Annotated in this window: 22 protein-coding genes; 4 read left to right on the top strand and 18 right to left on the bottom strand. The window is 41.5% G+C overall.

Translation table 11 applies throughout. The features are described from left to right. Positions 1–56 precede the first annotated feature (56 nt). A complete protein-coding gene (locus MHB83_RS09740; RefSeq protein ID WP_050945418.1) occupies positions 57–890 on the bottom strand; it encodes a C40 family peptidase in 834 nt (277 codons plus the stop codon). Positions 891–1,244: 354 nt separating this feature from the next. Between MHB83_RS09740 and MHB83_RS09735 the strand changes: the two genes are divergently transcribed. Then, positions 1,245–2,609 carry an alkaline phosphatase gene (locus MHB83_RS09735; protein ID WP_342496273.1) on the top strand — a complete coding sequence of 455 codons (1,365 nt, stop codon included), beginning with the start codon at positions 1,245–1,247 and terminating at the stop codon, positions 2,607–2,609. Positions 2,610–2,655: 46 nt separating this feature from the next. Here the strand turns inward: MHB83_RS09735 and MHB83_RS09730 are convergent, their stop codons facing one another. Continuing rightward, on the bottom strand, positions 2,656–4,071 hold the full coding sequence (locus MHB83_RS09730; RefSeq protein WP_310023402.1) for a SpoVR family protein: 1,416 nt from the start codon (positions 4,069–4,071) through the stop codon (positions 2,656–2,658). Positions 4,072–4,147: 76 nt separating this feature from the next. Beyond that, complete coding sequence (locus MHB83_RS09725) at positions 4,148–5,347, bottom strand: globin domain-containing protein (RefSeq protein ID WP_342496272.1); 1,200 nt, start codon at positions 5,345–5,347, stop codon at positions 4,148–4,150. Between the two features lie 183 nt (positions 5,348–5,530). Here MHB83_RS09725 and MHB83_RS09720 point away from each other — a divergent pair, with 183 nt between their 5' ends. Both MHB83_RS09720 and MHB83_RS09715 read left to right on the top strand, forming a co-directional pair. Then, on the top strand, positions 5,531–5,962 hold the full coding sequence (locus MHB83_RS09720; RefSeq protein WP_050945422.1) for an Rrf2 family transcriptional regulator: 432 nt from the start codon (positions 5,531–5,533) through the stop codon (positions 5,960–5,962). Positions 5,963–6,121: 159 nt separating this feature from the next. Then, complete coding sequence (locus tag MHB83_RS09715; protein WP_050945423.1) at positions 6,122–7,597, top strand: catalase; 1,476 nt, start codon at positions 6,122–6,124, stop codon at positions 7,595–7,597. A 238-nt stretch (positions 7,598–7,835) separates the two neighbouring features. On the opposite strand, the gene MHB83_RS09710 is transcribed toward MHB83_RS09715, so the two are convergent. Further along, entirely contained in the window at positions 7,836–8,219 is a 384-nt protein-coding gene (locus tag MHB83_RS09710) for a YqzG/YhdC family protein (RefSeq protein WP_137054851.1), read from the bottom strand. Positions 8,220–8,347: 128 nt separating this feature from the next. Here MHB83_RS09710 and MHB83_RS09705 point away from each other — a divergent pair, with 128 nt between their 5' ends. After that, positions 8,348–8,596 (top strand): YhdB family protein, encoded by a 249-nt coding sequence (locus MHB83_RS09705; protein WP_024426598.1) that lies wholly within the window; start codon positions 8,348–8,350, stop codon positions 8,594–8,596. Between the two features lie 35 nt (positions 8,597–8,631). Here MHB83_RS09705 and MHB83_RS09700 read toward each other — a convergent pair whose 3' ends face one another. From MHB83_RS09700 to MHB83_RS09635, 14 genes are all read right to left on the bottom strand, one after another. Further along, a complete protein-coding gene (locus tag MHB83_RS09700; protein WP_342496271.1) occupies positions 8,632–9,516 on the bottom strand; it encodes a GNAT family N-acetyltransferase in 885 nt (294 codons plus the stop codon). A 252-nt stretch (positions 9,517–9,768) separates the two neighbouring features. Continuing rightward, complete coding sequence (locus tag MHB83_RS09695) at positions 9,769–10,419, bottom strand: response regulator transcription factor (protein ID WP_003212112.1); 651 nt, start codon at positions 10,417–10,419, stop codon at positions 9,769–9,771. Further along, positions 10,416–11,561, bottom strand: a complete 1,146-nt coding sequence (locus MHB83_RS09690) for a GAF domain-containing sensor histidine kinase (RefSeq protein ID WP_050945426.1) — start codon at positions 11,559–11,561, stop codon at positions 10,416–10,418. Before MHB83_RS09690 ends, MHB83_RS09695 begins: the two co-directional genes overlap by 4 nt. Positions 11,562–11,712: 151 nt before the next feature. Beyond that, complete coding sequence (locus MHB83_RS09685; RefSeq protein ID WP_342496270.1) at positions 11,713–13,458, bottom strand: phospho-sugar mutase; 1,746 nt, start codon at positions 13,456–13,458, stop codon at positions 11,713–11,715. A 345-nt stretch (positions 13,459–13,803) separates the two neighbouring features. Beyond that, positions 13,804–15,465, bottom strand: a complete 1,662-nt coding sequence (gene glpD, locus MHB83_RS09680) for a glycerol-3-phosphate dehydrogenase (protein ID WP_113386892.1) — start codon at positions 15,463–15,465, stop codon at positions 13,804–13,806. A 139-nt stretch (positions 15,466–15,604) separates the two neighbouring features. Then, on the bottom strand, positions 15,605–17,101 hold the full coding sequence (gene glpK, locus MHB83_RS09675) for a glycerol kinase GlpK (protein WP_003212099.1): 1,497 nt from the start codon (positions 17,099–17,101) through the stop codon (positions 15,605–15,607). 15 nt (positions 17,102–17,116) lie between these two features. Further along, on the bottom strand, positions 17,117–17,932 hold the full coding sequence (locus tag MHB83_RS09670; protein ID WP_003211784.1) for an MIP/aquaporin family protein: 816 nt from the start codon (positions 17,930–17,932) through the stop codon (positions 17,117–17,119). 213 nt (positions 17,933–18,145) lie between these two features. Further along, positions 18,146–18,703: a glycerol-3-phosphate responsive antiterminator gene (locus tag MHB83_RS09665; RefSeq protein WP_003212480.1), complete on the bottom strand. Its 558-nt coding sequence runs from the start codon at positions 18,701–18,703 to the stop codon at positions 18,146–18,148. 182 nt (positions 18,704–18,885) lie between these two features. Further along, positions 18,886–20,226, bottom strand: coding sequence for an aspartate aminotransferase family protein (locus MHB83_RS09660; protein WP_342496269.1), 1,341 nt, complete (start codon positions 20,224–20,226; stop codon positions 18,886–18,888). A gap of 255 nt (positions 20,227–20,481) precedes the next feature. Further along, positions 20,482–22,074, bottom strand: coding sequence for a PucR family transcriptional regulator (locus MHB83_RS09655; protein ID WP_003212045.1), 1,593 nt, complete (start codon positions 22,072–22,074; stop codon positions 20,482–20,484). 32 nt (positions 22,075–22,106) lie between these two features. Further along, positions 22,107–23,024, bottom strand: a complete 918-nt coding sequence (locus tag MHB83_RS09650; RefSeq protein WP_003212117.1) for an AEC family transporter — start codon at positions 23,022–23,024, stop codon at positions 22,107–22,109. An 87-nt stretch (positions 23,025–23,111) separates the two neighbouring features. Beyond that, on the bottom strand, positions 23,112–23,528 hold the full coding sequence (locus tag MHB83_RS09645) for a VOC family protein (protein ID WP_050945474.1): 417 nt from the start codon (positions 23,526–23,528) through the stop codon (positions 23,112–23,114). A gap of 126 nt (positions 23,529–23,654) precedes the next feature. After that, positions 23,655–25,193 (bottom strand): bifunctional GNAT family N-acetyltransferase/carbon-nitrogen hydrolase family protein, encoded by a 1,539-nt coding sequence (locus MHB83_RS09640; protein WP_106032291.1) that lies wholly within the window; start codon positions 25,191–25,193, stop codon positions 23,655–23,657. A gap of 15 nt (positions 25,194–25,208) precedes the next feature. Then, a complete protein-coding gene (locus MHB83_RS09635) occupies positions 25,209–25,874 on the bottom strand; it encodes an HAD family hydrolase (RefSeq protein ID WP_003211898.1) in 666 nt (221 codons plus the stop codon). Between the last annotated feature and the right edge of the window lie 196 nt (positions 25,875–26,070).

Genomic DNA, 26,070 nt, shown 5'->3' with positions numbered 1-26,070 from the left:
TTAAGTCTACAGCGCAAATCAAAAAGACTGCTTCATCAGCAGTCTCTTAAAATAAATTAGTTTACAAAAGTTTTCGCTCCAAGGTAAATCGGCTTCCAGTAGCTTGAATTCATATCACTGATCGTCACACCATCGGAAGCAGCATGAATAAACTTGTTGTTTCCAATGTAGACACCCATGTGAGACGGACCCGATTTATATGTTGTAAAGAACACAAAATCTCCAACCTTTGGAGAAGATACGCTTTTCATTGATCCCCAAAAACCTTCAGTTGTTTGTCTCGAAATCTTTTTTTGTTTGTTAATGATATACCACATAAACCCGCTGCAATCAAAGCCCTTTGGTGTCGTTCCACCCCATCTATATGGTGTGCCATTGTGCGCTTTAGCATCCGATACAAGCTTAGACGTGTTTAAAGAAGAAGCAGAAACTGTTTTTTCTTTAACAGGTGTTGTCTTCACTTTTTTAGACGACTTTTTGACCTTTAGCTTTTGCCCAATTTTGATCAGGTTTGTTTTGAGTTTATTTAACGATTTCAGCTCTTTTACAGTCATGCCGTACTTTTTGCCGATTTTAGATAATGTATCACCTTTCACAACTTTATGAGTGGCTGTGGCTGACGCCGCTTTTACTTTTGTTGTTGTTTTGGATGTTTTCGTTGTTTTTTTTGCGGCAGTACCATTTACTTTTAACGTTTGTCCAACATAAATCGTGTTAGATTTCAGCTTATTGTCTGATTTAATCTTGCTCACGCTTGTCTTATATTTTTTCGCTAGAACAGAAAGAGAGTCACCTTTTTGAACTTTTACTGATTGTGCTGAGGCAGCTCCGGCAAATAATGTCGTCCCAAGTAAAACTGCACTTGCAGCTGTGATCAATTGTTTTTTCATTTGTTCCTCCTGTATGTATCTATCGAGATCCGAATTTTTATCTACTTACTATTATAAGGATCAAATACCAGAAGAAATAGTCTTGACTTCCTACGACATTATGCTTATTAATTCGGCAAAATTTATTTTTTTTTAGGGTTCTTTATATTTCATTTTCATTACACAATCATGACAAAATAAACGCATCTTGTCATGGATAAATGATACATTCATTTCTCCTTTTGGCTCATTCTATGTAAAGTGGGCCTTTACAATTTTAAAGGGAACTTTACGATCCTGTAAATGGGAATCCACAATTCTGCTCTACCATTGTAAACGTAAGAGCGATACATAAACATTGAGGAGGCAAAATGAATGAGTGTGTTGAAAAGCTCGAAAACGAAAATCGCTGCAGTGGCGGCAGCATCTTTGCTATCGATTGGCATTTTTTCAGGAATTGAATTTGGACAGGCTGACAAGGCAGAGGCTAAAAAGAAGCCAAAAAATGACGTACAAAATGTGATCGTGCTGATCGGGGATGGCATGGGAACACCGTATCTTTCAACTTACCGTTCATTTAAGCACAACGGAGACCTTTCAAAGCAAACAGCGTTTGACCCTTACCTTACTGGCATGCATAAAACATACCCTAACGACTCGAAAAGCAATATCACTGATTCTGCCGCAGCTGGTACAGCTATGGCAACTGGTAAAAAGACATACAACAATGCCATTGGTGTAAACAAAAACGGCAAAAAATTAAAAACCGTTTTAGAAGAAGCCAAACGCAAAGGAAAATCGACGGGTCTTGTCGTGACCTCTGAATTAACAAATGCCACCCCTGCTGCGTATGCGGCTCACGATGTATCGAGAAAAAACACAGCAGCCATCGCTGATGATTTCTTCGATGAAAAAATCGGTAAACAGCATACAGTCGATGTCATGCTTGGCGGAGGTCTCGTCGATTTTGTCCGAAAGGATCGTGATTTAACGAAGGAATTTAAGCAAGCCGGATATGATTATGTCACCAATAAAGATGCCTTACAAAAAAACAAAAACCAAAAGGTGTTAGGCATTTTTGCTGATGGCGGTCTTGATAAAGCGATTGATCGTGATAAAAAGACCCCTTCCCTGCAAGACATGACATCCTCAGCCATTAAACAGCTGTCTAAAAACAAAAATGGATTTTTCCTTATGGTCGAAGGCAGTCAAATTGACTGGGCAGGACATGATCATGATATTGTGAGTGCCATGAGTGAAATGAAGGATTTTGAAAAAGCATTTGAAGAAGCGATTCGTTTTGCAAAAAAGGATAAAAATACGTTAGTCATCACCACTGCCGATCATTCAACTGGCGGACTTTCCTTTGGGGCAGACGGCTCAGGTAGCTGGGATTACAAACCGGTAAAAGCAGCGAAAAAGACCCCAGATTTTATCGCAAACAAAATCGTCAGTGGCATGCCTGTTGAATCAGCGCTGAAACAATATATCGATCTTGATTTCACAACAGAAGAAATGGCCTCTATTCAAAAGGCCGCTGAAACAAAGGATACTGTTAAAATTGATGATGCGATTGAAGAAGTGATCAACGTGAGATCACATACAGGCTGGACCACATCAGGTCATACGGGCGATGAAGTGCCATTCTTTACGTATGGCCCAACAAGCCAAAAGCTAAAAGGTCTGATGGAAAACACCGATCAAGCAAAACACATTTTCAAGCTGCTGAAAAACCAATAAAACTGACAAAAAAGATGTCTACTAAGAGACATCTTTTTTTGTTTTTTTATGCGAGATATTTTCTATGAACTCCTTTTCCATCATACGAAAACATGACTTCTTTTCCTTCAAGAATGGATTCGATATGCACACTTCTTCCCCATAGCTGATGCAAATATGGGAGTACTTTTTCTAAGTATTTCAGATCTAGTTCAATGCCCTCATACCAATGTTTAATATAGAGTTCATTGTTTTTTAAATAGTCGCCATCCATCACGGTCAAATAAGGAAAGCCGCCATTGACCCTCATGCTGACTAGCTGATCACGAACAGCCTTCCATTCTTTATCGATGACTTTATAATCTCTCCCTTGTTTTTGAAACAAGTACAAATCTTCTCTCATCACAAGGTCTTTTGTTAAGTAATTTCGAATGAAGGAAATATCTGATTCAATCTCCCTTACTTCAAACATTTTGCTGCGGCCCGATCCTTCTGTCACCCCTGCTTTTTTTAATTCTTCACATGGGTTGTCATAGCGCTCTTCGATATCTTCAAAAATCTTCAAACCTAAATAGTAAGGATTGATGCCTGTTTTTGACGGCTGCACCACGCCAGCATTTAATTTGGCAAACTCAATCGATTCATTTGAATCCAAATCAAGCTCTCGCATTATCCGCTGATGCCAATACGATGCCCAGCCTTCATTCATAATCTTTGTTTCTAGCTGAGGCCAAAAATAGAGCATTTCCTCCCTCAGCATCGTGAGGACGTCGCGCTGCCACGGCTCTAACTCCCGGGAGTGCGCCTCAATAAAGAGTAAAATATCTTTTTCCGGCTTTGGCGGAAATGGCTTGGCGATTTTCTTTTTCTCACGTATTTTCGGCTCATCCATTCCCCACAAATCATCATACGGCGTCTGACGCTTTGGTTGGTCATCTTCATATTCTTCTTCATCGCCGATATTCCAGCTTAGTTTTGAACGAACAAGAGACGGATCAATATGCTCCTGAAGAGCCAATACGGCGTCTAAAAAGGATTCAACTTCTTTTGTTCCATGAAGATGCTCATATTCTTTGATCCGCTCTGCCGCAGCTGACATGCTTTCTACCATGTCTCGTTTTGTGTTTTGGAAACGGCAATTATTTTTGAAGAAATCACAGTGTGCCAGTACATGAGCCACAATTAATTTATTCTGAACAAGCGTGTTGTTATCAAGTAGAAAGGCGTAGCAAGGATTTGAATTGATGACCAGCTCATAAATTTTGCTTAATCCTAAATCATAATGAAGCTTCATTTTATGAAATTGTTTCCCGAAGCTCCAGTGGCTGAATCGTGTTGGCATTCCGTATGCACCGAACGTATAAATTATTTCCGCGGGACAGATTTCATACCTCATCGGATAAAAATCTAGACCAAATTCTTCTGCAATTTCTGTAATTTCATCAATGGCTCTTTGTAAAAGACGTTTTTCTAATACGCTCAAGGAAACCATCCCTCCTCATCGGACTTATCCCTACTATATGAGCGTATCTAAAAAAACATGATGTTCCGCCATTCGTTTAGACGACTTCCATTTCTTTCGTGGATTGCCCGCCGAATGACTCGAAATGTATATTCTGTTCTGGAATTCCCAGCTCTTTTAGTATATAAATCATCTCCTGTGTAAACACCGGGGATCCGCATAGATAAAATTGGCCTTTCCCTTCTCCAACCACTGATTGAAGGAATGGACGGTCAATGCGGGAAGCTGCCTTTTCAACAAGCTCACCCTTACCAGACTTCGCAAATTGTTCATTACATAAGATGATGCGGCCATGCGGAGCTGATGTTAGAACGCTTTCAAATTCATTTTCAAAAGCGGTGACATCCTCTAATCGATCTGCATGAATCATTGTAAATGGATGGCTGTTTTGCGCTGCTGTTTTCATTAAACCGATCATTGGCGTGACTCCAGAACCAGCACTAATGAAATAAACAGGCTCTTTTGTGGCTTCTTGCAAGCAGAACATTCCCTGCGGCATACTCACTTGAAGAACGTCTCCTTCTTCCATTTCATCATGCAAAAATGTAGACACATGACCATCGCGCTTCACTGTGATGCGGTAATAAGATGGATGATGCAAATCTGATAAGCTGTATTGTCTGCTACACATATAAGCCTCACCTGGCATATCTGCCTGAACCGTAATATATTGACCTGCTTCAAACATTGGCAGCTCTGATTCATCTTCTGGTACTAAGTAAAAGGAGATCAGCGCTGGAGATTCCTGTACCTTTTTCTTTATCACAAACGGCTTCACATCTGCCCATCCACCTGGTTGCTTTACATTCACCTCCATCATTTCTGCTTCAATCGTGATAAAAATATTTGCAATGATGTCATATGCGGCCTTCCAAGCTAAAAGCGTGTCATCTTTTTCCGTTAAACCAAACACTTCTTTCATCGCTTCAATTAGGTAATATCCGACGATTGGATATTGCTCTTTTTTGACCATCACACTGACATGCTTATGGGCAATCTGTTTGACCGCAGGAAGTAATTCTTCTAATCGATCGATGTGCAGTGCAGCTTGGTATAGTGTCGCAGCAAGCGCCTCTGGCTGACTTCCGTTCATGAGGTTTGTTTGATTAAATTGATTGAGTAGCTCTGGATGCTGACGAATCATATTTTGATAAAAAACAGTCACAAGGTTGGTTCCCTCGCCTTTTAATAGAGGGGCTGATTGTTTAATAGCATTCATTTGATCTATAGATAACATCGTCATTCCTTCTTTCAAAAGATGTATTTTAAATACATCTTTATCGTAACGGATGACAGCTTATAAAAGCAATATTTATAATACATGTTTTAAATGTTGACACATTTAACACTTTCTCGAACAGTTTTTGTCTAAAATGTGTTACGATGATACAAAACTCTATCAGGTTTAGAGGTCGTCAAAATGAAACTAACGAATTATACAGATTTCTCATTAAGAGTACTCATTTATTTAGCATCAAGAGAGAACAATGAACTGTCAAATATTCAGCAGATCGCCGATGTTTATGGCATCTCTAAAAATCATCTGACAAAGGTGATTTATCATCTTGGAAAACGCGGCTATGTTGAAACGATCCGTGGAAGAAATGGCGGAATTAGGCTTGGGAAAAGCCCAGAAAGCATTAACATTGGAGAGGTTGTCCGTTATACAGAGGATGATTTAGTCATGGTTGAATGCTTTGATCCAAGGAAAAACAGCTGTATCATTTCCCCGATTTGTTCATTAAAGCATGTACTTCATGAAGCACTTACTGCTTACTTGCGCGTTCTTGACCAATACACATTAAAAGACTTAACTCAAAACAAAGATGCTCTTAGAGAGCTCCTCCTTTAGGCGAAAGAATTCTATTCTTTCGTCTTTTTCTTTACCTTCTTGTAATAATAATTAATTTAAAATTATTATAAATAGATATTGACTATCATGTTTGATTCAATATAATTAGGGTATATAGATTGCTAGAAACCATTTTTTTGTTTACAGGAGGAGAAAAGAATGACAAATTCAAATCATAAAAATTTGACAACGAACCAAGGCGTACCTGTTGGCGATAACCAAAACTCAAGAACAGCTGGTCACCGCGGACCTACATTTCTTGATGATTACCATTTGATTGAAAAACTTGCACACTTCGATCGTGAACGTATTCCAGAGCGTGTTGTTCATGCGAGAGGCGCCGGCGCTTATGGTGTGTTTGAAGTTGAAAATAGTATGGAGAAACATACAAAAGCAGCCTTCTTAAGTGAAGAAGGAAAACAGACAGATGTTTTTGTTCGCTTCTCAACAGTTATTCATCCTAAAGGTTCACCTGAAACATTGCGTGATCCGCGCGGCTTTGCTGTCAAATTTTACACAGAAGAAGGCAACTATGATCTAGTTGGTAACAACTTGCCGATCTTCTTTATACGTGATGCATTGAAATTCCCTGATATGGTTCACTCTCTCAAGCCAGATCCTGTAACCAATATCCAAGATCCTGACCGTTATTGGGATTTTATGACCTTAACACCTGAATCCACTCATATGCTCACATGGCTCTTCTCTGATGAAGGAATCCCTGCGAGCTACGCTGAAATGCGCGGTTCTGGTGTGCATACATTTAGATGGGTCAACAAATATGGTGAAACAAAATATGTGAAATATCACTGGAGACCTTCAGAAGGTATTCGTAATTTATCTATGGAAGAAGCAGCAGAAACCCAAGCGAATGATTTCCAGCATGCGACAAGAGATTTATATGACCGCATTGAAAATGGCAACTACCCAGCATGGGATTTATATGTCCAGTTGATGCCGCTTAGCGATTATGATGATCTTGATTATGATCCATGTGATCCAACAAAGACATGGAGCGAAGAAGATTACCCGCTTCAAAAAGTAGGACGCATGACACTGAACCGCAATCCTGAGAACTTCTTTGCTGAAACAGAGCAAGCTGCTTTCACACCAAGTGCACTTGTTCCAGGAATTGAAGCATCTGAAGATAAATTGCTTCAAGGTCGTCTGTTCTCTTATCCAGATACGCAGCGTCATCGTCTTGGTGCCAACTATATGCGCATTCCGGTGAACTGTCCTTATGCACCTGTACACAATAATCAGCAGGATGGCTTTATGACAACGACTCGTCCAAGCGGTCATATTAACTATGAACCAAACCGTTACGATGATCAGCCAAAAGAAAATCCTCACTACAAAGAAAGTGAACAAGTTCTTCACGGTGATCGTATGGTGAGACAAAAAATTGAAAAACCAAACGATTTCAAACAAGCTGGGGAAAAATATCGAAGCTATTCAGAAGAAGAGAAACAAGCATTGATCAAAAACCTAACAGCTGACCTGAAAGATGTAAATGACAAAACAAAATTACTTGCGATCTGCAACTTCTATCGTGCAGATGAAGATTACGGACAACGATTAGCCGATTCACTTGGCGTGGATATCCGCTCATACCTTCAAGGAAGCATGAAATAATTGATCCGGAAAGGGCACCTCTAATAAAGAGGTGCTCAGATTGTAGACAAAGGGCTAAAATGATTTTTATTTTAGCCCTTTGTCTTCTTTTCAGCGTGATAGAAAACCTTTGCAGTCTAGGAAGGGCGAGCACCGGAGCGGAGCGAATTTGACATTCGTGAGCACCGAAGCGCAGACCTGACAAAGAATGCGAGGGTTTGTCTACACGCTGGGCACCTCTAATAAAGAGGTGCTTTTTTTATAACCGGAATACGTTAATACTAATCAAATGACCGGTCACCGGGTGAAAATAGATTTCTGCATGCGCAGCAAAAAGCGTTGAGCCTTCCTTCACGGTGACGCGAAAGACATCCTTTGTCTGATCTTCATTTACTTGTGTACGCCCGATATATTGATAATCGTTTAAAACGGCGCCTTCATATTCCTCTTGCAACGCTGTGTACGCAAGTCTTTCCCAATTTTCAACAGGCTGCGTCGCTGCATTTGTTGCAGGATGGATCATGAAACTGCCAAACAAAACCATTCCCGCTGCAAAAGGCACCCACCATTTCGGCTGCATGATATCATTGATCTCACTTTCATGTATATTTTGTTTATGTTGTGCTGATCGATCCATTTTCATACATGAAGCATTTATTCAGCCTATAATTCCCGGTACACGATTGATGCGGACACCAACTTTTCCCCTGAAAATGTCGATATGTTCCGAGCAAACTAATGAGGACTTCTCAAGGGAAAGGAGAAGGTTTGATGAATGTGGCGGATTATGATAAAGCACTTTATTATACGCATCGCTCGCAATGGGATAATTTACTTATTCTTATGGTACGTACGCAAGATGACTTGCTCTCGAAACGTATTGAGCATTTCTTACACGCGTATCAATTTAACCGGAACGATGCTGATGTTGAAAAATGTTTATATGGGCTCCTGCAGTACATTGACCATGCTTCAGAGGCCGCTGCTTCTGAAGTTTATTCACAACCGATGTACACATAAAGAAAAAGGCTGATTATCAGCCTTTTTACATACATTTAGCAGTGCGCAGTGATTGGAAGCATAAAGTGGCCTTTTACCCAATCTTGTTTTGTATAAACAAACAGCGCATCCTCGTCATTTGGTGCCTTCACCGAGTGTAAGCCGTCAATTGACGTATCAGGTGTAAAATAGAACATCACTTTTTCCGTCGTTTCATTCACAATATGTGCAACAACTTCCTCTATATTTTGTGGCTCGAGAGAAATGATATCAAAGACATGTATGGTTTCATTTTCTTCATTCATCAGAACAATCGTATCCAACGCTTCAATATAGAAAAGGGCATCCGGCCAAACCAATGTAAAATAAAACATCAATAAGCTGCCATGATACTTAGCGTCTAATTTCTTTGAGCCCGTTTGGCGTTTTTCTGCGAACTGTTCAAGTAATGGCAGGTCATGTTCCAATGTCAGCTGCTTGAGACGCATGTCCTTTTTTATATGAATGGCGCTTTTGCTGATATCTAGACTAAACTCACTTTCGTGGTACCGTGTAAAGCCGAATTTTGGATAAAAATCCAGTACAGTTTCATTGGCAAAAAGAAAAATCAAATCACAATCATGTTCGTACGTATCCATAATATGCTCCATTAACTTTGTCGCTAATCCTTTATGGCGATAGGCTTGATCCGTCATCACCGTGCCAATTTGAACAGCTCGATACGTTTTTCCATCAATGATCAGTGACATGAGGTAAACGGAAGCGTTTGAGATCACTTTCCCGTGATGGACAAAGGAATAAGGAATATATTTTTTATCCCAATACCCTCTTTTGTACCAGTCACTAAAATCCAAATCAAATGTATTGATCGCTAGCTTATTAAAGCTTTCTTTCAATTTTTCATTATGACGATAATCACTCACTAATTCATATGTCTCCATGCTCATTTCCTCCTTTTATCATTTCACCTTTAGTCAGCCGGTTTATCACCTCCTTCAAAATAAAAAAAAGACTTGATGAGCATATACTCATCAAGTCTTTTATCGTTCTACTTTTAGAAATTAGACTGAACATGCTTCTCTTTTCACGCAAAAGGGCACGTCAAATAAACCAACAACCGTGCTCTTTTTATTCAATTCATTGAACTGAATGTGCGCTTAAAAGTTTTAGCATAACGACTAAATTCCCTTCTATTATAGCAGCTCTTTAGGCTGACTTTTTTGATAATCCACTGCATATAGAGCCGCTTGGGTACGATCTGCCAGCTCTAGTTTTGATAATACATGAGATACGTGCGTTTTGACAGTTTTTTCAGAAATAAACAAGGATGAGGCAATTTCTTTATTGCTTTTCCCCTTTGCAATTTCGAATAAGACATCTCGCTCTCTATTGGTCAGCTCTTTCATTAACTCCCATTTTTGCTCTTTTGGCTCAGTCAAATGCTGCACAAGAAAATTGGTGATATGACCATCTAATTGATAGGTGCCCTTTTGTACGTCAATCATTGTCGTAAGAAGTTTTTCTGGCGCTACATCCTTGAGCTGATAGGCTTTTGCCCCTGCTTGAATGGCGGGAATAACATAATCTTTATCCGCATAGCTTGTCAGGATCACAATGCGGGTATCAGGCATTTCCAGCGTCATTTGTTTCGTTGCCTCAATGCCATTCATTACAGGCATCGATAAATCCATGAGAACGATGTCAGGTCGCGTTTGTCTGACAATTTCTAATGCTTCTTCTCCATTAGAAGCCTCACCAACAATTTCGACGTCAGGCTGTGTCTGCAGGAAAAACACAAGCCCTTTTCTCACAATATGATGATCATCTGCAATGACAACTCTCATGACGACCCCTTCCTTTCTTGAGAAAATGGCACCTTCACTTGAATAGTGGTCCCTTTACCGAGCTCAGACTCTATACAAAATGTTCCACCAGCTCTTTTGATACGGTCAGACATCCCTTTCAGACCAAGTGAAGGGAGGCTCATTTGCTCGTCATACTGAAACCCTTTACCGTGGTCGATGATTTTCATCTCAAACGTGTCTTTTGATTGTTCCAGCTGGACTTTAACGTCCTCTACTTCCGCATGTTTTTGACAATTATTCAGCGCTTCCTGGCATACCCGAAACAACGTTTCATGCTGAGTATGATCCATCTCCATACAACCTGATAACGATAATGTACAGCGTAATCCTAAAAGCTTTGCATACTCTTGAATCCCTGTTGTGAATCCTTTTTCAAGTCCTCTTGGCCTTAGCTGCCAAATGAGTGACCGCATTTCAACCAGTGCATCTTGTGACAAATGCTGAATAAAATCAATCATTTCCCCTAGATTCTGATCGTTTGTCATTTGACGGGCGGCTTTAGCAGTCAGGCTGACTGAAAATAGCATTTGGTTAACGGAATCATGTAAGTCCTGTGCAAGCCGGTTTCTTTCTTCCAAAAGAGCATGCTGATGTTCGTTTTGCACAAGCTTCATCCGTTGAATGGCGGTACCAATTTGAAGCGCAATGCTTTCAAGCAAGTTCAATTCTTCTTGCGTAAATGTGACTTTTCCTTTTGCCGCCACATTCAATAACCCGAACGTACGCTTACATGCTTTGAGGGGAACCGTCGCATGATGTGTAATTCCTTCAGTATCCCCAAGCTGCTTTTTAACGGCCGTTTCGATGCGTTTACAATTCATAATGTTTGTGGCTGATTGGAGTGAGCCCTTTGTGTATCGATTGATGCAATAGCAATCGTTTTGACACATGAGCTGCTTTTGATGCTTTGCCAGCGCTTCTGGTAAGGAGACCTCTGCCATCAGTTCGTACGAGCCGTCTTTTTCTATAAAATAAATCCATGCGGAATGAAAGCCTGTGACATCCATCAGCATATGGAGCACTTCATGAAGCGTATCTTTTATTTCCAAGCCTTCATTTAGCTTTTCAGCAATTTCTTTTAGCGTTTTTAATGTTTCAACCTTCTCTTGATATTCTCCCATACTGTTTACCCCCGGCATTTGCTGCCTTCTCTTTTCATTACGCTCATTATATCATGAGCATTCTGCCGGTTCTTTCGCTAAAAGGATGATTTTTTCTCATCCTTTTGATGGAGAAAAAGCCATCATGTATTCACACAATGGCCTTGTTTGTTTATTTAGCTGTTTCTTCCACAATTTCATAAACGACTTTCATCACTTCTTCTGACAAATGCTTCAGCTTTTCTTCGCTATCTGTTAACGATGTACCTTTGACAGCAATATAAAATTTCACTTTAGGCTCAGTTCCGGAAGGTCTTAAGCAGAACCACGAACCATCCTCAAGGAAATATTTCAGCACGTTTGATGCTGGAAGGTGAATGGTTTCTTCTTTCTTTTCGGCAATCAGATATCTTTGACTTGATTGGTAATCCTCGATGACAGTGATGCGCTGACCCGCGATAGCAGCTGGCGGATTTGTTCTAAAGGTATGAAGGATCGCTGAAATTTGCTCTGCTCCTTCTTTTCCTTTTAAGGTTAACGACTTTAACCCTTCTCGGTAAAATCCAAACTCCTTGAAAATATCAACTAGCGCATCGTACAAGGACTTGCCTTGTTTTTTATAGAAAGCAGCGACTTCGACAGCTAACAGCGCTGCTTGCACCGCATCTTTATCTCGAGCAAAGTCACCGATCAAATAGCCATAGCTTTCTTCGTACCCGAATTGAAACGTGTATTCTCCGCTCTCTTCGAATTGCTTGATTTTTTCACCGATAAATTTAAAACCAGTAAGCGTGTCAATCGTATGGGCACCAAATGCTGAAGCAACAGCACGCCCAAGCTCACTTGTGACAATCGTTTTCATCACAACGGGACGAGGCGGCAGCTGACCAAGCTTTTGTTTTTCAGACAATAAATAATGGAGCAATAGGGCTCCTGTTTGGTTGCCTGTTAAGACGGTAAACTCTCCATCTTGATCTCTGACCGCAATACCTAGCCTATCCGCATCTGGGTCTGTTGCAATGAGGATATCGGCATTCTGCTTTTCGCCAAGCTTGATCGCATACTCAAATGCTGCATGCTCCTCTGGATTTGGCGATGTCACTGTTGAAAATTGTGGATCTGGTCTTTCCTGTTCAGGTACAACGGTTACATGCTGATAGCCTAAAGCTTGAAGCCCTTTTCGGACAGGCTCGTTGGCCGTACCATGAAGCGGTGTGAAAACGACTTTGACATCGACCTCATCTGCCAGCTCAGGGTGCACACTGATGGTTTTTAATTTTTCAATATAAGCATGATCGATTTCTGCTCCGATCATGTTGATCAGCCCTTGTTGCTTTAACGTTTCTTCTGAATCAACTGAAATCGACAGTTCATTTTCTATTGCATCTACTTCTTGAATGACTTGATCTGCTTGAAGTGGCGGCAGCTGTCCGCCGTCTTCTCCATATACTTTATAGCCATTATATTCTGGTGGATTATGACTTGCTGTTACGACAATCCCAGCAAATGCATTCAGCTCTCGAACAGCAAAGGAAAGCTCCGGTGTTGGACGCAGTTCGTCAAACACGTATGTTTGGATGCCCTGCGAGGCAAGTGTTTTGGCTGCTTCCATCGCAAATTCAGGCGATTTATGGCGTGAATCATATGCAATGGCGACGCCTCTTCTTTTTGCATCCTCTCCATGTTTCGCAATATACGCAGCAAGACCTGCAGATGCTTTACGAACCGTGTACACATTCATTCGGTTCGTACCAGCACCAATCTCCCCGCGCATTCCTCCAGTACCGAACTCAAGGTTTTTGTAGAAACAGTCTTCAAGTGCTTGTTGATTATCTTGATGTGCCTCCAGCCATTCCCTTAGCTCAGTATCCAGGTGCTTCTCATTGATCCATCGCTCATAATTCGTCTTCCAACTCATGGTCGTCCTCCCAGCTCTTATCATCAATAAAATAACCTCTACTGCTATTTTATATGGAATCATCCTTTATGTCATGCTATATCATTGGGAGATGAAGAAAATGCTGAACAAATAAAAAAGCCGATGCATGATCGGCTTTTACTTATTGCTGACAAAGGGCTAAAATGATCTTTATTTTAGTTCTTTGTCTTCCTTTCAGCGTAGTCTGAAAACCCTTGAAGTCTAGAAAGGACGAGCACCGGAGCGGAGCGAATTTGACATTCGTGAGCACCGGCGCACAGACCTGACAAAGAATGCGAGGGTTTGTCTACACGCTGAAAAGCCGATGCATGATCGGCTTTTCTTTTATTCAGCATCAAGCGGTACAACTGCTTCATGGAATAGTTGATCTAGTTCTGTTTGATGCTTCTGTTTTACTGCTTCATCCCAGCCAAAACGCTCTGCCATATAATCAGCGACAGGCTGTGCATATTTTTTTGCCCAGTTGATATTAAATAGTAGGCTTCCTGTTCTTCTTAAGAAGAAATCGACAGGAGTAACAGCTAATTCTTCTTCGATTGCATAGACAAGCTCTGCGAGTACATACGCTGGAATGTTTCGTTTGTCTGCTTCACCTTGAAGCTGCTCTACACGCTTGAAGAGACTGCTGACGTTTGAGCCATATTTTTCGGCAAGTTTTTGAGCAATCGGTTCTGTTAAACCAACAGATGCACCTTCTGCTGTTTTCGCTTGGACAAAGGAAGCCATATTTTTAGATCCGCCTACATGACCGCCTGAAATTGGCATGTGCTTTGTTTTACATGGTCCAAAGTCTTTGCCTGTTTCTTCTTTTAGTCCATCACGTACAAGATTCACAATATGCTCAGCCATTTTGCGGTAGCCTGTTAATTTACCGCCAGCAATGGTGATTAAGCCTGAAGAAGATGTCCATACTTCATCCTTACGAGAAATTTCTGAAGGGTCTTTGCCCTCTTCATGAATGAGTGGACGAAGACCAGCCCAGTTAGATTCAACATCTTTTTCTGTAATATTGAGATCAGGGAACATGTATTGAATCGCATTGATGACATAATCACGATCTGCTTTTGTCATACGCGGATGTTCCAGCTGCTTTTTGTACACTGTATCTGTTGTACCAACGTACGTTTTGCCTTCTCTTGGAATCGCAAAGACCATCCGTTTATCAGGTGTGTCAAAGTAGATCGCTTGTTTTAATGGGAAGACTGATTGGTCGAATACTAAGTGAATACCTTTTGTATGCTGTAAGTGCTTCCCTTCTTTTGAGTGATCCTTGTCTCTTAGTTGATCGACCCACGGACCTGTCGCATTGACGATTTTCTTCGCATATACATCGTATGTTTTCTGCGTCATGACATCTTCAATGACAACACCGACAACTTTGCCTTTATCATAAATAAATTCTTTTACTTTCGCATAGTTGACCGCTTCTGCTCCGAATTTCACAGCCTCTTTCATGACTTCAATTGTGAGGCGTGCATCGTCCGTACGGTATTCAACATAGTAGCCGCCGCCTTTTAAGCCGTCCTTTTTCACAAGCGGTTCTTTTGCAAGTGTTTCCTTCGCGCTCAGCATGCTTCTGCGTTCGCTATGCTTGACGCCAGCTAAAAAGTCATACACTCTAAGCCCAATGGATGTTGAAAACTTACCGAATGTCCCGCCTTTATGCATCGGAAGAAGCATCCATTCTGGTGTTGTTACATGAGGACCGTTTTCGTATACAATGGCACGCTCTTTACCGACCTCTGCGACCATTTTTACTTCAAATTGTTTTAAATAACGAAGTCCACCGTGCACTAGTTTCGTTGAGCGGCTAGATGTACCTGCTGCGAAATCCTGCATTTCTGCAAGACCGACGCGCATTCCGCGTGAAGCCGCATCAAGTGCTGTACCCGCGCCTGTAATACCCCCACCAATGATAAACACATCATATGGTTTTTTTGTCATTTCCTGCAGCATTTGTTCTCTTTCTAAGCTAGAAAAAGTCATCTCTTGTTCCTCCCATGTTGTACGGTAAAGAAAAAGAGACCGCAAACACCCAAAGCGTATTTCTACACTTCGGTGCCTGCGGTCTCTCCAGTTCTCCAACCGTTCTATTAACTTAATTGAAGTATATCATACTTTTGGTTTATTTGAAAGCTTGAGCTGCTTTTACAGCCTTTTTCCACCCGCTATATAACGAGTCACGGCTGCCTTCCTCCATCTTAGGTTCAAAGCGCTTGTCAAGGTTCCACTGTTTTGCAATGTCTGAACGGTCGTTCCAGAAGCCAACTGCTATTCCCGCAAGATAGGCCGCACCGAGTGCCGTCGTTTCATTAATTTCTGGACGCTCTACAGGCACATCCAGTAAATCACTTTGGAAGCCCATTAAGAAATCATTCTTTACAGCTCCGCCATCCACACGCAATGTTTTTAATGAAATATTTGAATCCTTTTCCATCGCATCTAACACATCTTTCGTTTGATAAGCAAGTGATTCTAACGTTGCACGGACAAAGTGCTCTTTAGAAGTACCACGTGTTAACCCGAATACAGCGCCTCTGACATCACTATCCCAGTATGGTGTGCCTAGACCAACGAATGCAGGAACGACGTATACGCCATCTGTTGACTCAACGCGCTCTGCATAAGCTTCGCTGTCTTTCGAGTCTTTAAACATTCTGAGTCCATCACGCAGCCATTGAATCGCTGAGCCAGCAACGAAAATACTTCCTTCTAAAGCATATTCAACTTTGCCGTCAATGCCCCATGCAATCGTCGTTAATAAACCATGATCCGACTTAATGGCTTTTTCCCCTGTATTCATCAACATGAAACATCCTGTACCATATGTGTTCTTTGCCATTCCTTCTTCAAAGCAAGCCTGACCGAATAAAGCAGCCTGCTGATCTCCCGCCGCTCCTGCAATCGGAATATTTCTGCCGAAGAAGTGATAGTCAGTTGTTTCACCATAAATGTGTGAAGATGGTTTCACCTCTGGAAGCATAGAAGCCGGTACGCCAAGGATATCAAGTAATTCTTCATCCCATTTCAGATCGTAAATGTTGAACATTAATGTTCTTGACGCATTGGAGTAATCTGTGACGTGTGATTTACCGCCTGTCATCTTCCAAATAAGCCAAGTATCGATTGTGCCAAACAGTAAGTCGCCATTTTCTGCTTTCTCACGGGCACCTTCAACATTGTCTAAGATCCATTTTACCTTTGTACCTGAGAAATAAGCATCAATAAGAAGACCTGTTTTATTTCTAAACGTTTCATTGTGTCCTTGTTCTTTTAACTCTTCACAAATGCCAGATGTTTGTCTTGACTGCCAAACAATTGCATTGTAAATAGGTGCGCCTGTATGTTTATCCCAAACAACCGCTGTCTCACGTTGGTTCGTAATTCCGATACCAGCGATTTGGTCTGCTTCAATTCCTGATTCAATTAAAGCAGTTGAAATGACCGATAGAACAGAGCTCCAAATTTCATTTGCATTGTGTTCTACCCAGCCTGGGTTCGGAAAATATTGATTAAATTCCTTCTGAGTTGTATGTGCAATTTTGCCTTCTTGATCAAATAAGATCGCTCTTGTGCTTGTTGTCCCTTGATCTAGTGCAAGAATATATTTTTCTTTTGTCATGATGTTTTCCTCCCCTTACATACTTTCATTTACAGCATTTGTTTGGTTTTTCGTAGTGATATAGAGTCCTAACAATACCACAACTAAAATAACGCTTACAATCCAAAAGGCTGGAGTGACGTTCGCTTTAAAGGCTGCATTGTAGAAAACACCGCCAAATGCGCCGCCTAAAATTGGACCAACGACTGGCACCCAAGCATACTTCCAGTTCGATGGGCCTTTCCCTGGAATCGGCAAGATCGCATGTGCGATTCTCGGACCTAAATCACGTGCAGGGTTAATTGCATAACCAGTTGTTCCACCTAAAGAAAGACCAATTGCAACAATTAAGAAACCAACAATCAGCGGATTGACTCCGTCTGCAAATTTATTTGCACCAATCGCTAAAATTCCTAGAACCAATACAAATGTACCGATGACTTCACTAAGTACGTTTGCAAAAGTATGCGGAATCGCAGGACCAGTTGAGAATACGCCTAGCTTTGCACCTGGATCATCTGTTGCTTTCCAGTGCGGTAAGTAATGTAAAAAGACAATAGTAGCCCCTATTAATGCGCCAAGCATTTGACCAACAATATACATTGGAACATCAGCCCAAGGAAAACTTCCTTCTAGCGCAAGCCCAATTGTGAGTGCAGGGTTTAAATGAGCTCCACTAATTCCACCAGTTGCATATGCTGCAATGGCTACTGCAAATCCCCACCCGAAAGCGATTACAATCCAGCCGGATTGATATGCGAGTGATTTCTTTAAATTAACTGCCGCACACACACCGCCTCCAAAAATAATGAGCAGCATTGTACCTACGACTTCTCCCCAAAATGGTGTCATGAAAAATTCCTCCTCTGGTTCAGTTGCCATCCCCTATGAATGTGTAGAAAAGATAAAGAAAAAGATCCACAACAAACATACTTTACATCAGGGTCATTTGTCACCTAGTAAAGCGTTGTTGTGGATCTCCGTTTCTCCATCACATGATATTAACTTAGTGCTATAGTATCAGAGGATGAAAACGTTGTCAATAAATATTCACATTTTATCTTTTCACTTTTGGAACGCTTTCCAAAGGGTGGTATTTGAGGTCGTCACAGCTGTAGCCCCTGCTTCAAGCGCTCTTTCTACATCTTCTTTTGTACGGATAAATCCGCCTGCAAAAATCGGGATCCCAGTTCGCTCGCGCACTTCTGTAATTAAATCTGGCACGACGCCCGGCAATACTTCAATAAAATCTGGACGATGTTTCCCAACGAACTCCATGCTTTTTTCCATGGCACTCGTATCGAGTAAAAACATTCGCTGAATGGCATATACCTTTTTTTGCTTGGCTTTTACTATGACAGAAGACCTAGTAGAAATAATTCCTGCTGGCTTCATTTCCTGACAAATAAATTCCGTTCCATACTCATCATGTTTAATCCCGTGAATGAGATCGACATGGACAAACATTTTTTTGTGATGAGCATTTGCCTCATTCATGATGCCCTTAAGCCGGCCTAAGTGAACATCAAGTAAAACACCATATGTAAATGGACTTTTTAAAAATTCCTCAAATTGCTTCATATTGCGTACAGCAGGTAAAATGGGTTGATCATGAAAACTCATAAGCCGTCTCCTTCAAAAGTGTATTGAATCAGTCTTCTCCTAACAGTAATTGAAACTCTTCTATTTTTCAATACACCTAGTGTGCCCAATACCGATTTCATCTCACATCATCTTCAGAGAACTAGCTCAAAATGATGAAAAGCAAACTTTTATTCCATAAAAAAAGCAGAGAAGTCTCTCTGCTATAGCTGTGCCATGCTTTCTTTTAAGGTATTGATGATAAATGAGGCGTCATCATCTGTTATATTAAGCGGCGGTGCAAGCTGGGCAACGTTATTATAGCCGGCCACTGTATCCCCATTTTTCCCGATGATTAGTCCGCGTTTTTTACATTCAGCAATCAATTGACCGACGACATGTGGCTCAGCTGGTTTTTTGGATTGTTGATCCTGAACAAGCTCAATGCCAAACAGCAATCCTTTTCCTCTGACATCTCCGACAAATGGGTGTTCTTTTAACTCTTGCAAACGTTCAAGCATATCCCGGCCGAGCGTCTCGGACCGTTCCACTAGTTGCTCGTTTTCCATAATCTCTAGGTTGGCAAGTGCCACCGCACAGGAAGCAGGGTGACCGCCAAATGTATTCACATGACGCAGCCTGTCATACGTATCTTCTCCTGCATAGGCTTCATAGATTTCTCGTTTCACGCACGTTGCAGAAAGCGGTAAATAACCGCTTGTGATCCCTTTTGCCATGGTGATAATATCCGGCTTTACTTCCTCATGCATAAAACCAAACCGCTTCCCTGTCCGGCCAAATCCGCAGATGACCTCATCTACAATGAGAAGCGCTCCATGGGCTTCACAGATGTCTTTGACCTTCTTCAAATACCCTTTTGGCGGCATTAGGATACCTCCGCCCGTAATGATCGGCTCCATAATGACCCCAGCTATCGTCTCACTTAGTTCCCACGTCATGGCCTGATCTATTGCCATAGCACTTGCCAGATTCTCTTGATCCTCAGGATGACGATACACATCAGGCGGCGCGACATGAATAAAGCCCTGACCTAATGGTTCATATTTATATTTACGCTGCGCTTGACCGGTTGCGGCAAGAGCCGCTGCTGTATTGCCGTGATACGACCGGTACCGGGAGATAAACTTTGTCCTAGTACTTTCTCCTTTTTGCGTATGATATTGTTTGGCCATTTTAAATGCAGCTTCATTGGCTTCAGAGCCACTGTTAGAAAAGAAGATGACATAGTCCCCGCCAAGCCACTCATTTAGCTTTTCAGCCAGCTGAATCGCCGGCACGTGGCTTTGTGTAAGCGGATAATAAGGCATTGTCTTTAATTGCTTATACGCCGCTTCTGCAAGCTCTTTCCGGCCATATCCGGCATTTACACACCAAAGGCCTGACATCCCGTCTAAATAACGATTTCCATGAATATCTGTCACCCATGCGCCTTCTGCCTCGTGAATGACCATACTTTCATTTTCCTTGTTTGTTCCTTTCATTTGATGCCAGATCAACTGATCATCTTTTGCCTGAAGATTTTGAGCCTGCTCATGTATTTTCATCTTCCCGCCCCCATGTATCCGTTTTCATCATTAAAGAAGCTTAGACCAATTCAGCAGCACATTGCCTCTCCATTCATTATATGGATGAAACGTGAGGCATATGAAACTGGAACCAGGCCGCCCGTAAGAGAGAACCAATCGTTACTTTCATTATAAAAAAGGGGTCAGGCCGATTACATTAGACAGATCGTCAACTGATTGAACACCAGCATAAGACACTTTTCTTGATGCCTTGGCAAAATGGAGCACACTCTGCTAACGTCGATTTCCTTGCAGGAATTCATAGGCAAGAATCGCAAATTCAAGCGCCTGCCGTTTCGGCGCCTGCATCATATCCTCACCGAGCAAGGCATGCAGTTTATCCAGTCTATGATAGAGGGTTTGCCTAACAATATAGAGCTGGCTTGCGGTTTCTTTTTTAGAACCGTTTGTCTGTAAAAAGATATTTAGCGTTTGATAGAGTCTTCCGCTATTTTGATTATCGTATACAATCACGGGCTCTAAATACTCTTTCACCATACATTCAAGCAGACCGCTTTCCTTCATCATAGGCATGAGACGGAGCATATGTAGATCTTGATAAAATGGACTTTCCACCCGATGAGGCATCACTTTTTTTAAATGCAGCACTTCTTTGGCTGCTTGAAAGCTTTTTCTCATGTGCTGAAACTTTTCACAATATTGCCCGATACCAAAATTGATCTCGGCCCCTCGGGGCTGCTCCCGGTCATACAATTGTTTGATGTCGTTTGCAGCCTTTTCTGCACGCTCTTTCCAGTCCTCTTTCTTTCTCGTGTTTAATAAAATAAACAAGGTTTGTTCTTGATGCTCATATGCAATCAGATGGAAACCCGCACGCTGAAAAATGGAGCGGCAAGAGACAAGAAAGTAAAGATTCCCTGTGATTTTTTCAATTTGATGATGTTTTTGAAAGAGCAAGACTACGCAGCCAGTTGGCTTTTTCACCCCTTCTGTTTCTTCTAGGTGCTCTATAATCTCTTGTTCTGTATGCTCTTCTTGAAACCATTTTTGCAGCCATTCATTTTCTTTTGTCTTCTTCAGCTCTTCTGTATAAAGCTCTCTTAATGTTTGCTGGGCTAGAGCATTGGCTCCTTTATCCATTACAAGCAGTTCGAATTCAGAGAGCGTGTCCGCTTGATGAATGAGCACAAGATCTGCAAATGTTTGTTTGAGCGCAAGCACTTGTTTTTGTGTCACTTCGTATCCTTTTGGCACGGAAGCAAACTGCAAATAATTCATGACCAGTTCTTCGGTTTGTTTGGAAGAATCACATAAAATAATCGGCTCGCCCTGAACAGGGAGGAGTAAAAGTATCCCCCTTACGTGCTGATACACTTGATCCAAAATATCCATCTGCGGATGCGGGGTCAGCAAAAGCTCATTTAGCTTTGATGACAGTGCTTCTAAATCAGCCATCATTTGATACTGACGCTCGATCATCATCGTATGAAGATGTTGCGTGATGTTGACGAACTTCACTTCTTTTGTAAACAGAATAAGCGGAAAATCTCTCTCTTCTGCATAGGTCAGTAATTCTTCGGGCACTTCGAATCTTAGCGGAACAAATTCAATACACAAGCCAGCCGCCCCTGAATCAATCAGCTGTCGCAAAAACGCTTGAAACACATCCAGTTGATCATGGAAGCCTGCGGCTGTCGTTAATATAAGCTCGCCTCCATTTAATAAATCCTCTACATCAGGCACTTCTAACACATGTATCCATTTGACCTGCCGAAACAATCCTTTTTCCCCTGCTAACACTTTTGCATGCGCAAAATGCTTCGTTTTCAACACGTCACTCACTTGGAAATGAACATCTACATTCATTCATATGTCCCCCTTTGTTTGCCGCCTATCCCCTATCCCAGAGGGTGCATGGATAAAATCCATAATAAAACTGGTAATGTCACGATACTTAAGATTGTACTGAGAAATGTCGTGCTTGAGACAAACTCAGGCTTCGTTCGAAATTGTACAGCCATCAGCGTGGTATTTGCTGCTGTCGGCATGGCTGCCACTAAGATCATAATTTGTTTCACCATATCATCTACCGGTAAAATAAGCGTAAAGCCAAATGCAATGAGTGGGGAGATAAACAGCTTCAGCAATACAGCATAAGAAATATTGCGATAATCCACTTGCTTAAAAGAAATCACAGCAAGCTGCATACCTAAAATAAGCATAATCGTCGGTATGGCAGCATTCCCCACAAGCTGAATACCCGTCATCAGCTCTTTAGGTAATGAAAGGTCAATCAGCTGAAATAATAGACCGATGAGTGCCCCATAAGCAACTGGCATACGCAGCACTTTTTTCAAGACGACCTTTCCATCTCCCGCATCCTCTCCGCCCTTTGCTGCATAATACATGCCGATTGTACTCATGACAAGCTGCTGCAGCACCATCAACACGATCGCAATGTCCAAACCTGCTGCTCCGAAAACAAGAAGCACAACAGGCGTTCCATAGTTTCCATTGTTCATAAAGGCTGACGACAGAATCATGGCGCAATACGTTTCATTCGAATACCCATAAATACGAGATAAAATAAAGACACATAAAATAAGTGCAAGACAAAGTCCGACAACAAAAATGGATAAATACACATAGTCCATGGACACTTTGTTTTGATAAAAGGTTTCAAACGCAAGAAATGGTGACATTAAATATAAAGACATTGATGAGAGCGTATGTATGTCAAAACCAATCGCCTTCTGCCCGATATACCCGATCAGGAATATGCCGAACACTGGCAGTAAGACAAGTAAAAACTCCATGCTGCACCTACTTTTCTTTAGTTGAATTCCAGATTCCTTCTGCTCCTCATTATCATACCATTGATAAACAATAAAAAAGAAGCACCCTTATGAAAGGCCGCTTCTCTCCTCATCCATATAAAACACTTCCCACAAATGACCATCAAGATCCTGAAAGCTCCATCCATACATGAACTCATGATCCTGCTTTTCCTTAAACGGTGAACCGCCTGCTGCCATTGCCTGCTCGACAAGCTCATCGACCTCTTCTCGTGAATGAACACGCATAGAGATGATCACCTCTGATGCTTTTTTTGCATCCACTAATTGTTTCTCTGAAATGGACTGAAAATGCCTGAGTGACAACAGCATGACGGTGATCGTGTCATCAATGACCAAACAGGCCGCCTGATCATTCGTGAACTGCTGCTCAAATTCAAAACCCAGCTGCTCAAAAAAAGCGATAGATTCCTTCACATGATTTACCGGCAAATTGATATACAGATGTTTAGATTGTCGCCCCATGTTCCTCTCCTTTTTGAACACATAATCTCCTTTCAGTATATTCAGCTTTTTCTTCAGCATCCCTTTGGCAATTGAAAAAAATATGTTATCAAAAAGAAGCGCCTCAACGATAGGCGCTTTTCTTCATTATTTCTTATATTCAATATGGTACACGTCTCTTCTTCGGTCTTTCAGCTGACGTACGGTCCCATCTTGCCTTTGTCTTCTTAAAATTTCTAAATCGACATCACCTACGACAACCATCTCAATGTTTGGATTACACTCTCCTACAATCCCATCTCTTGCAAATTCAAAGTCTGATGGGGCAAATATAGCCGATTGTGCATATTGAACATCCATATTTTCGGTTTGTGGAAGGTTGCCAACTGTTCCAGAGATGACGGTATAAATCTGGTTTTCAACCGCTCTCGCCTGTGCACAGTAACGTACTCTTAAATAGCCTTGGCGGTCTTCTGTACAGAACGGAGTGAAAATAATTTTCGCTCCTTTGTCAGCTGCAATCCGTGCAAGCTCAGGAAATTCAATATCGTAGCAAATTTGGATCGCAATTTTGCCGCAATCCGTATCAAATACCCGGACCTGGTCACCAGCTGAAATCCCCCACCATTTTCTTTCATTCGGCGTGATGTGAAGCTTATATTGCTTTTCAATCGTTCCATCACGTCTAAATAAATAGGCAATATTGTAGATTTTCCCTTCTTCTTCTACAAAGTGGGAACCGCCGATGATATTAATGTTATATTTCACAGAAAGGTCTGTGAACAAATTAATGTAGTCCTCGGTATATTCCGTGATCCGCTGCACGGCAAGACTAGGTGACCGCTCTTCTAAATAAGACATGAGCTGCGTCGTGAAAATTTCTGGGAATACCGCAAAGTCGGCTGATGCATCTGATGCAACATCCACATAATACTCGACCTGATTCATAAATTCTTCAAAGGAGTGAATTTGTTTCATCGCATATTGAATCACACAAATTCGAACAGGGAACGCCGATTTAAAATATCTTTTCGATTGCGGGCGATAATCGACATTGTTCCATTCCATTAACGTCGCATATGTGCTGGATGCTTTATCATCAGGCAAGTAATTCGGATTGATCCGCATGAGACTAAATTCATTTAACAGCTGAAAAGATAAAACGGGATCATAGATTTGGTGAAGCATCACCTGCTCCACATACTGGCGAGGCGTCATTTCCTCTTGGTATTTATGATAGTTCGGAATGCGCCCGCCAATGATGATGCTTTTTAAATTTAATCTTCTTGCCAAGTCTTTTCTTGCTTCATACAAGCGATGTCCAATTTTCATTCGTCGGTATTCAGGACTCACCATGACTTCGATTCCGTACATATTCATCCCATCCGGATTGTGGTTTGTGATGTACCCATCATCTGTAATGTCCTGCCATGTGTGGCGATCATCGTATTCATCAAAGTTAATTAATAAACTTGAACAAGAGCCAATGATTTCTCCCTCGAATTCAGCACAAAACTGCCCTTCTGGGAAATGCTCAAGGTGGCTTTCAAGATGCTCTCGTTTCCAAGGATCCATGCCTGGAAAGCATACCTCTTGCAAGGCAATGATTCGGTCAATATCCTCTTCCCGGATATTACGGATCTCCATTCTTTTTTCAAACCGCGTTAAGTCTAGTTTTTCTGCCATGATGTATTTGCCCCCTTACTGATCCTCTTTTTCAAGCTGATGGAATAGCTGGAGCAATTCGATTTCAGCCATGGATTCTAATCTGACATCATATTCTTCAAATTGCAGCGTGCTCGTCACTTTGTTTGGGACGATGACACATTTCATACCTGCCCGTTTGGCAGCTACTGATCCATTTACAGAATCCTCAAATGCCACACAATCTTTTGGCTCTACCCCTAAGCAGCGTGCGGTTTGCAAATAGAGCTCTGGATTTGGTTTCACTTCTTCCACATCATCTGACGTGCGGATACATTCAAAATAGTCGAAAAGACCAATCTGCTTCAGGTGATCAGACACCCATTTATAGTCTGAGCTGGAAGCAAGTCCAATCTTGATCCCCAGCTCCTTTGCTGCTTCTAAATAAGCTTCTACACCAGGTCTTGCTGATTCGTCCTTCATTCTTTTTTGAAAACGAGAACGCCGATCTGCTGTGAGTGTCTCATGATCCAGTGTCTTTCCTAGCTGCTTTTCCAAATATTCAAATGGCTTAAAGCCTGCCTGCGTCCCAATGACCTTGCCCCATACGGAAAGAGGCAGATCTGACTCATGCTCCGCAAACATTTCTTGTAAAACCTCATATTCATGTGTTTCTGTATCTAAAATTAATCCGTCAAAATCAAATATAATCGCCTTTACCAACGAGGCCACTCCTTTTTTTTACAAAAGTCTTAAAGATATACTCAATGCTATCATATCGTGAATAAAATTGACTTTCAAAGATGAATGTCTGCTAAAATGATTATGTATAAAAGGAGCCTGCACCGTTTTGTCAGGCTCCTACCCATGTTCGGTTCATTCTGCAAGAGATCCAAGCGCTCCGATTCGTGGAGAAATA

The organism is Bacillus sp. FSL K6-3149, from assembly GCF_038630515.1.
Taxonomy (GTDB): domain Bacteria; phylum Bacillota; class Bacilli; order Bacillales; family Bacillaceae; genus Bacillus; species Bacillus pumilus.
Note: the sequence above shows the minus strand (reverse complement) of the source record. Positions and strands in the feature narration are given on the sequence as shown.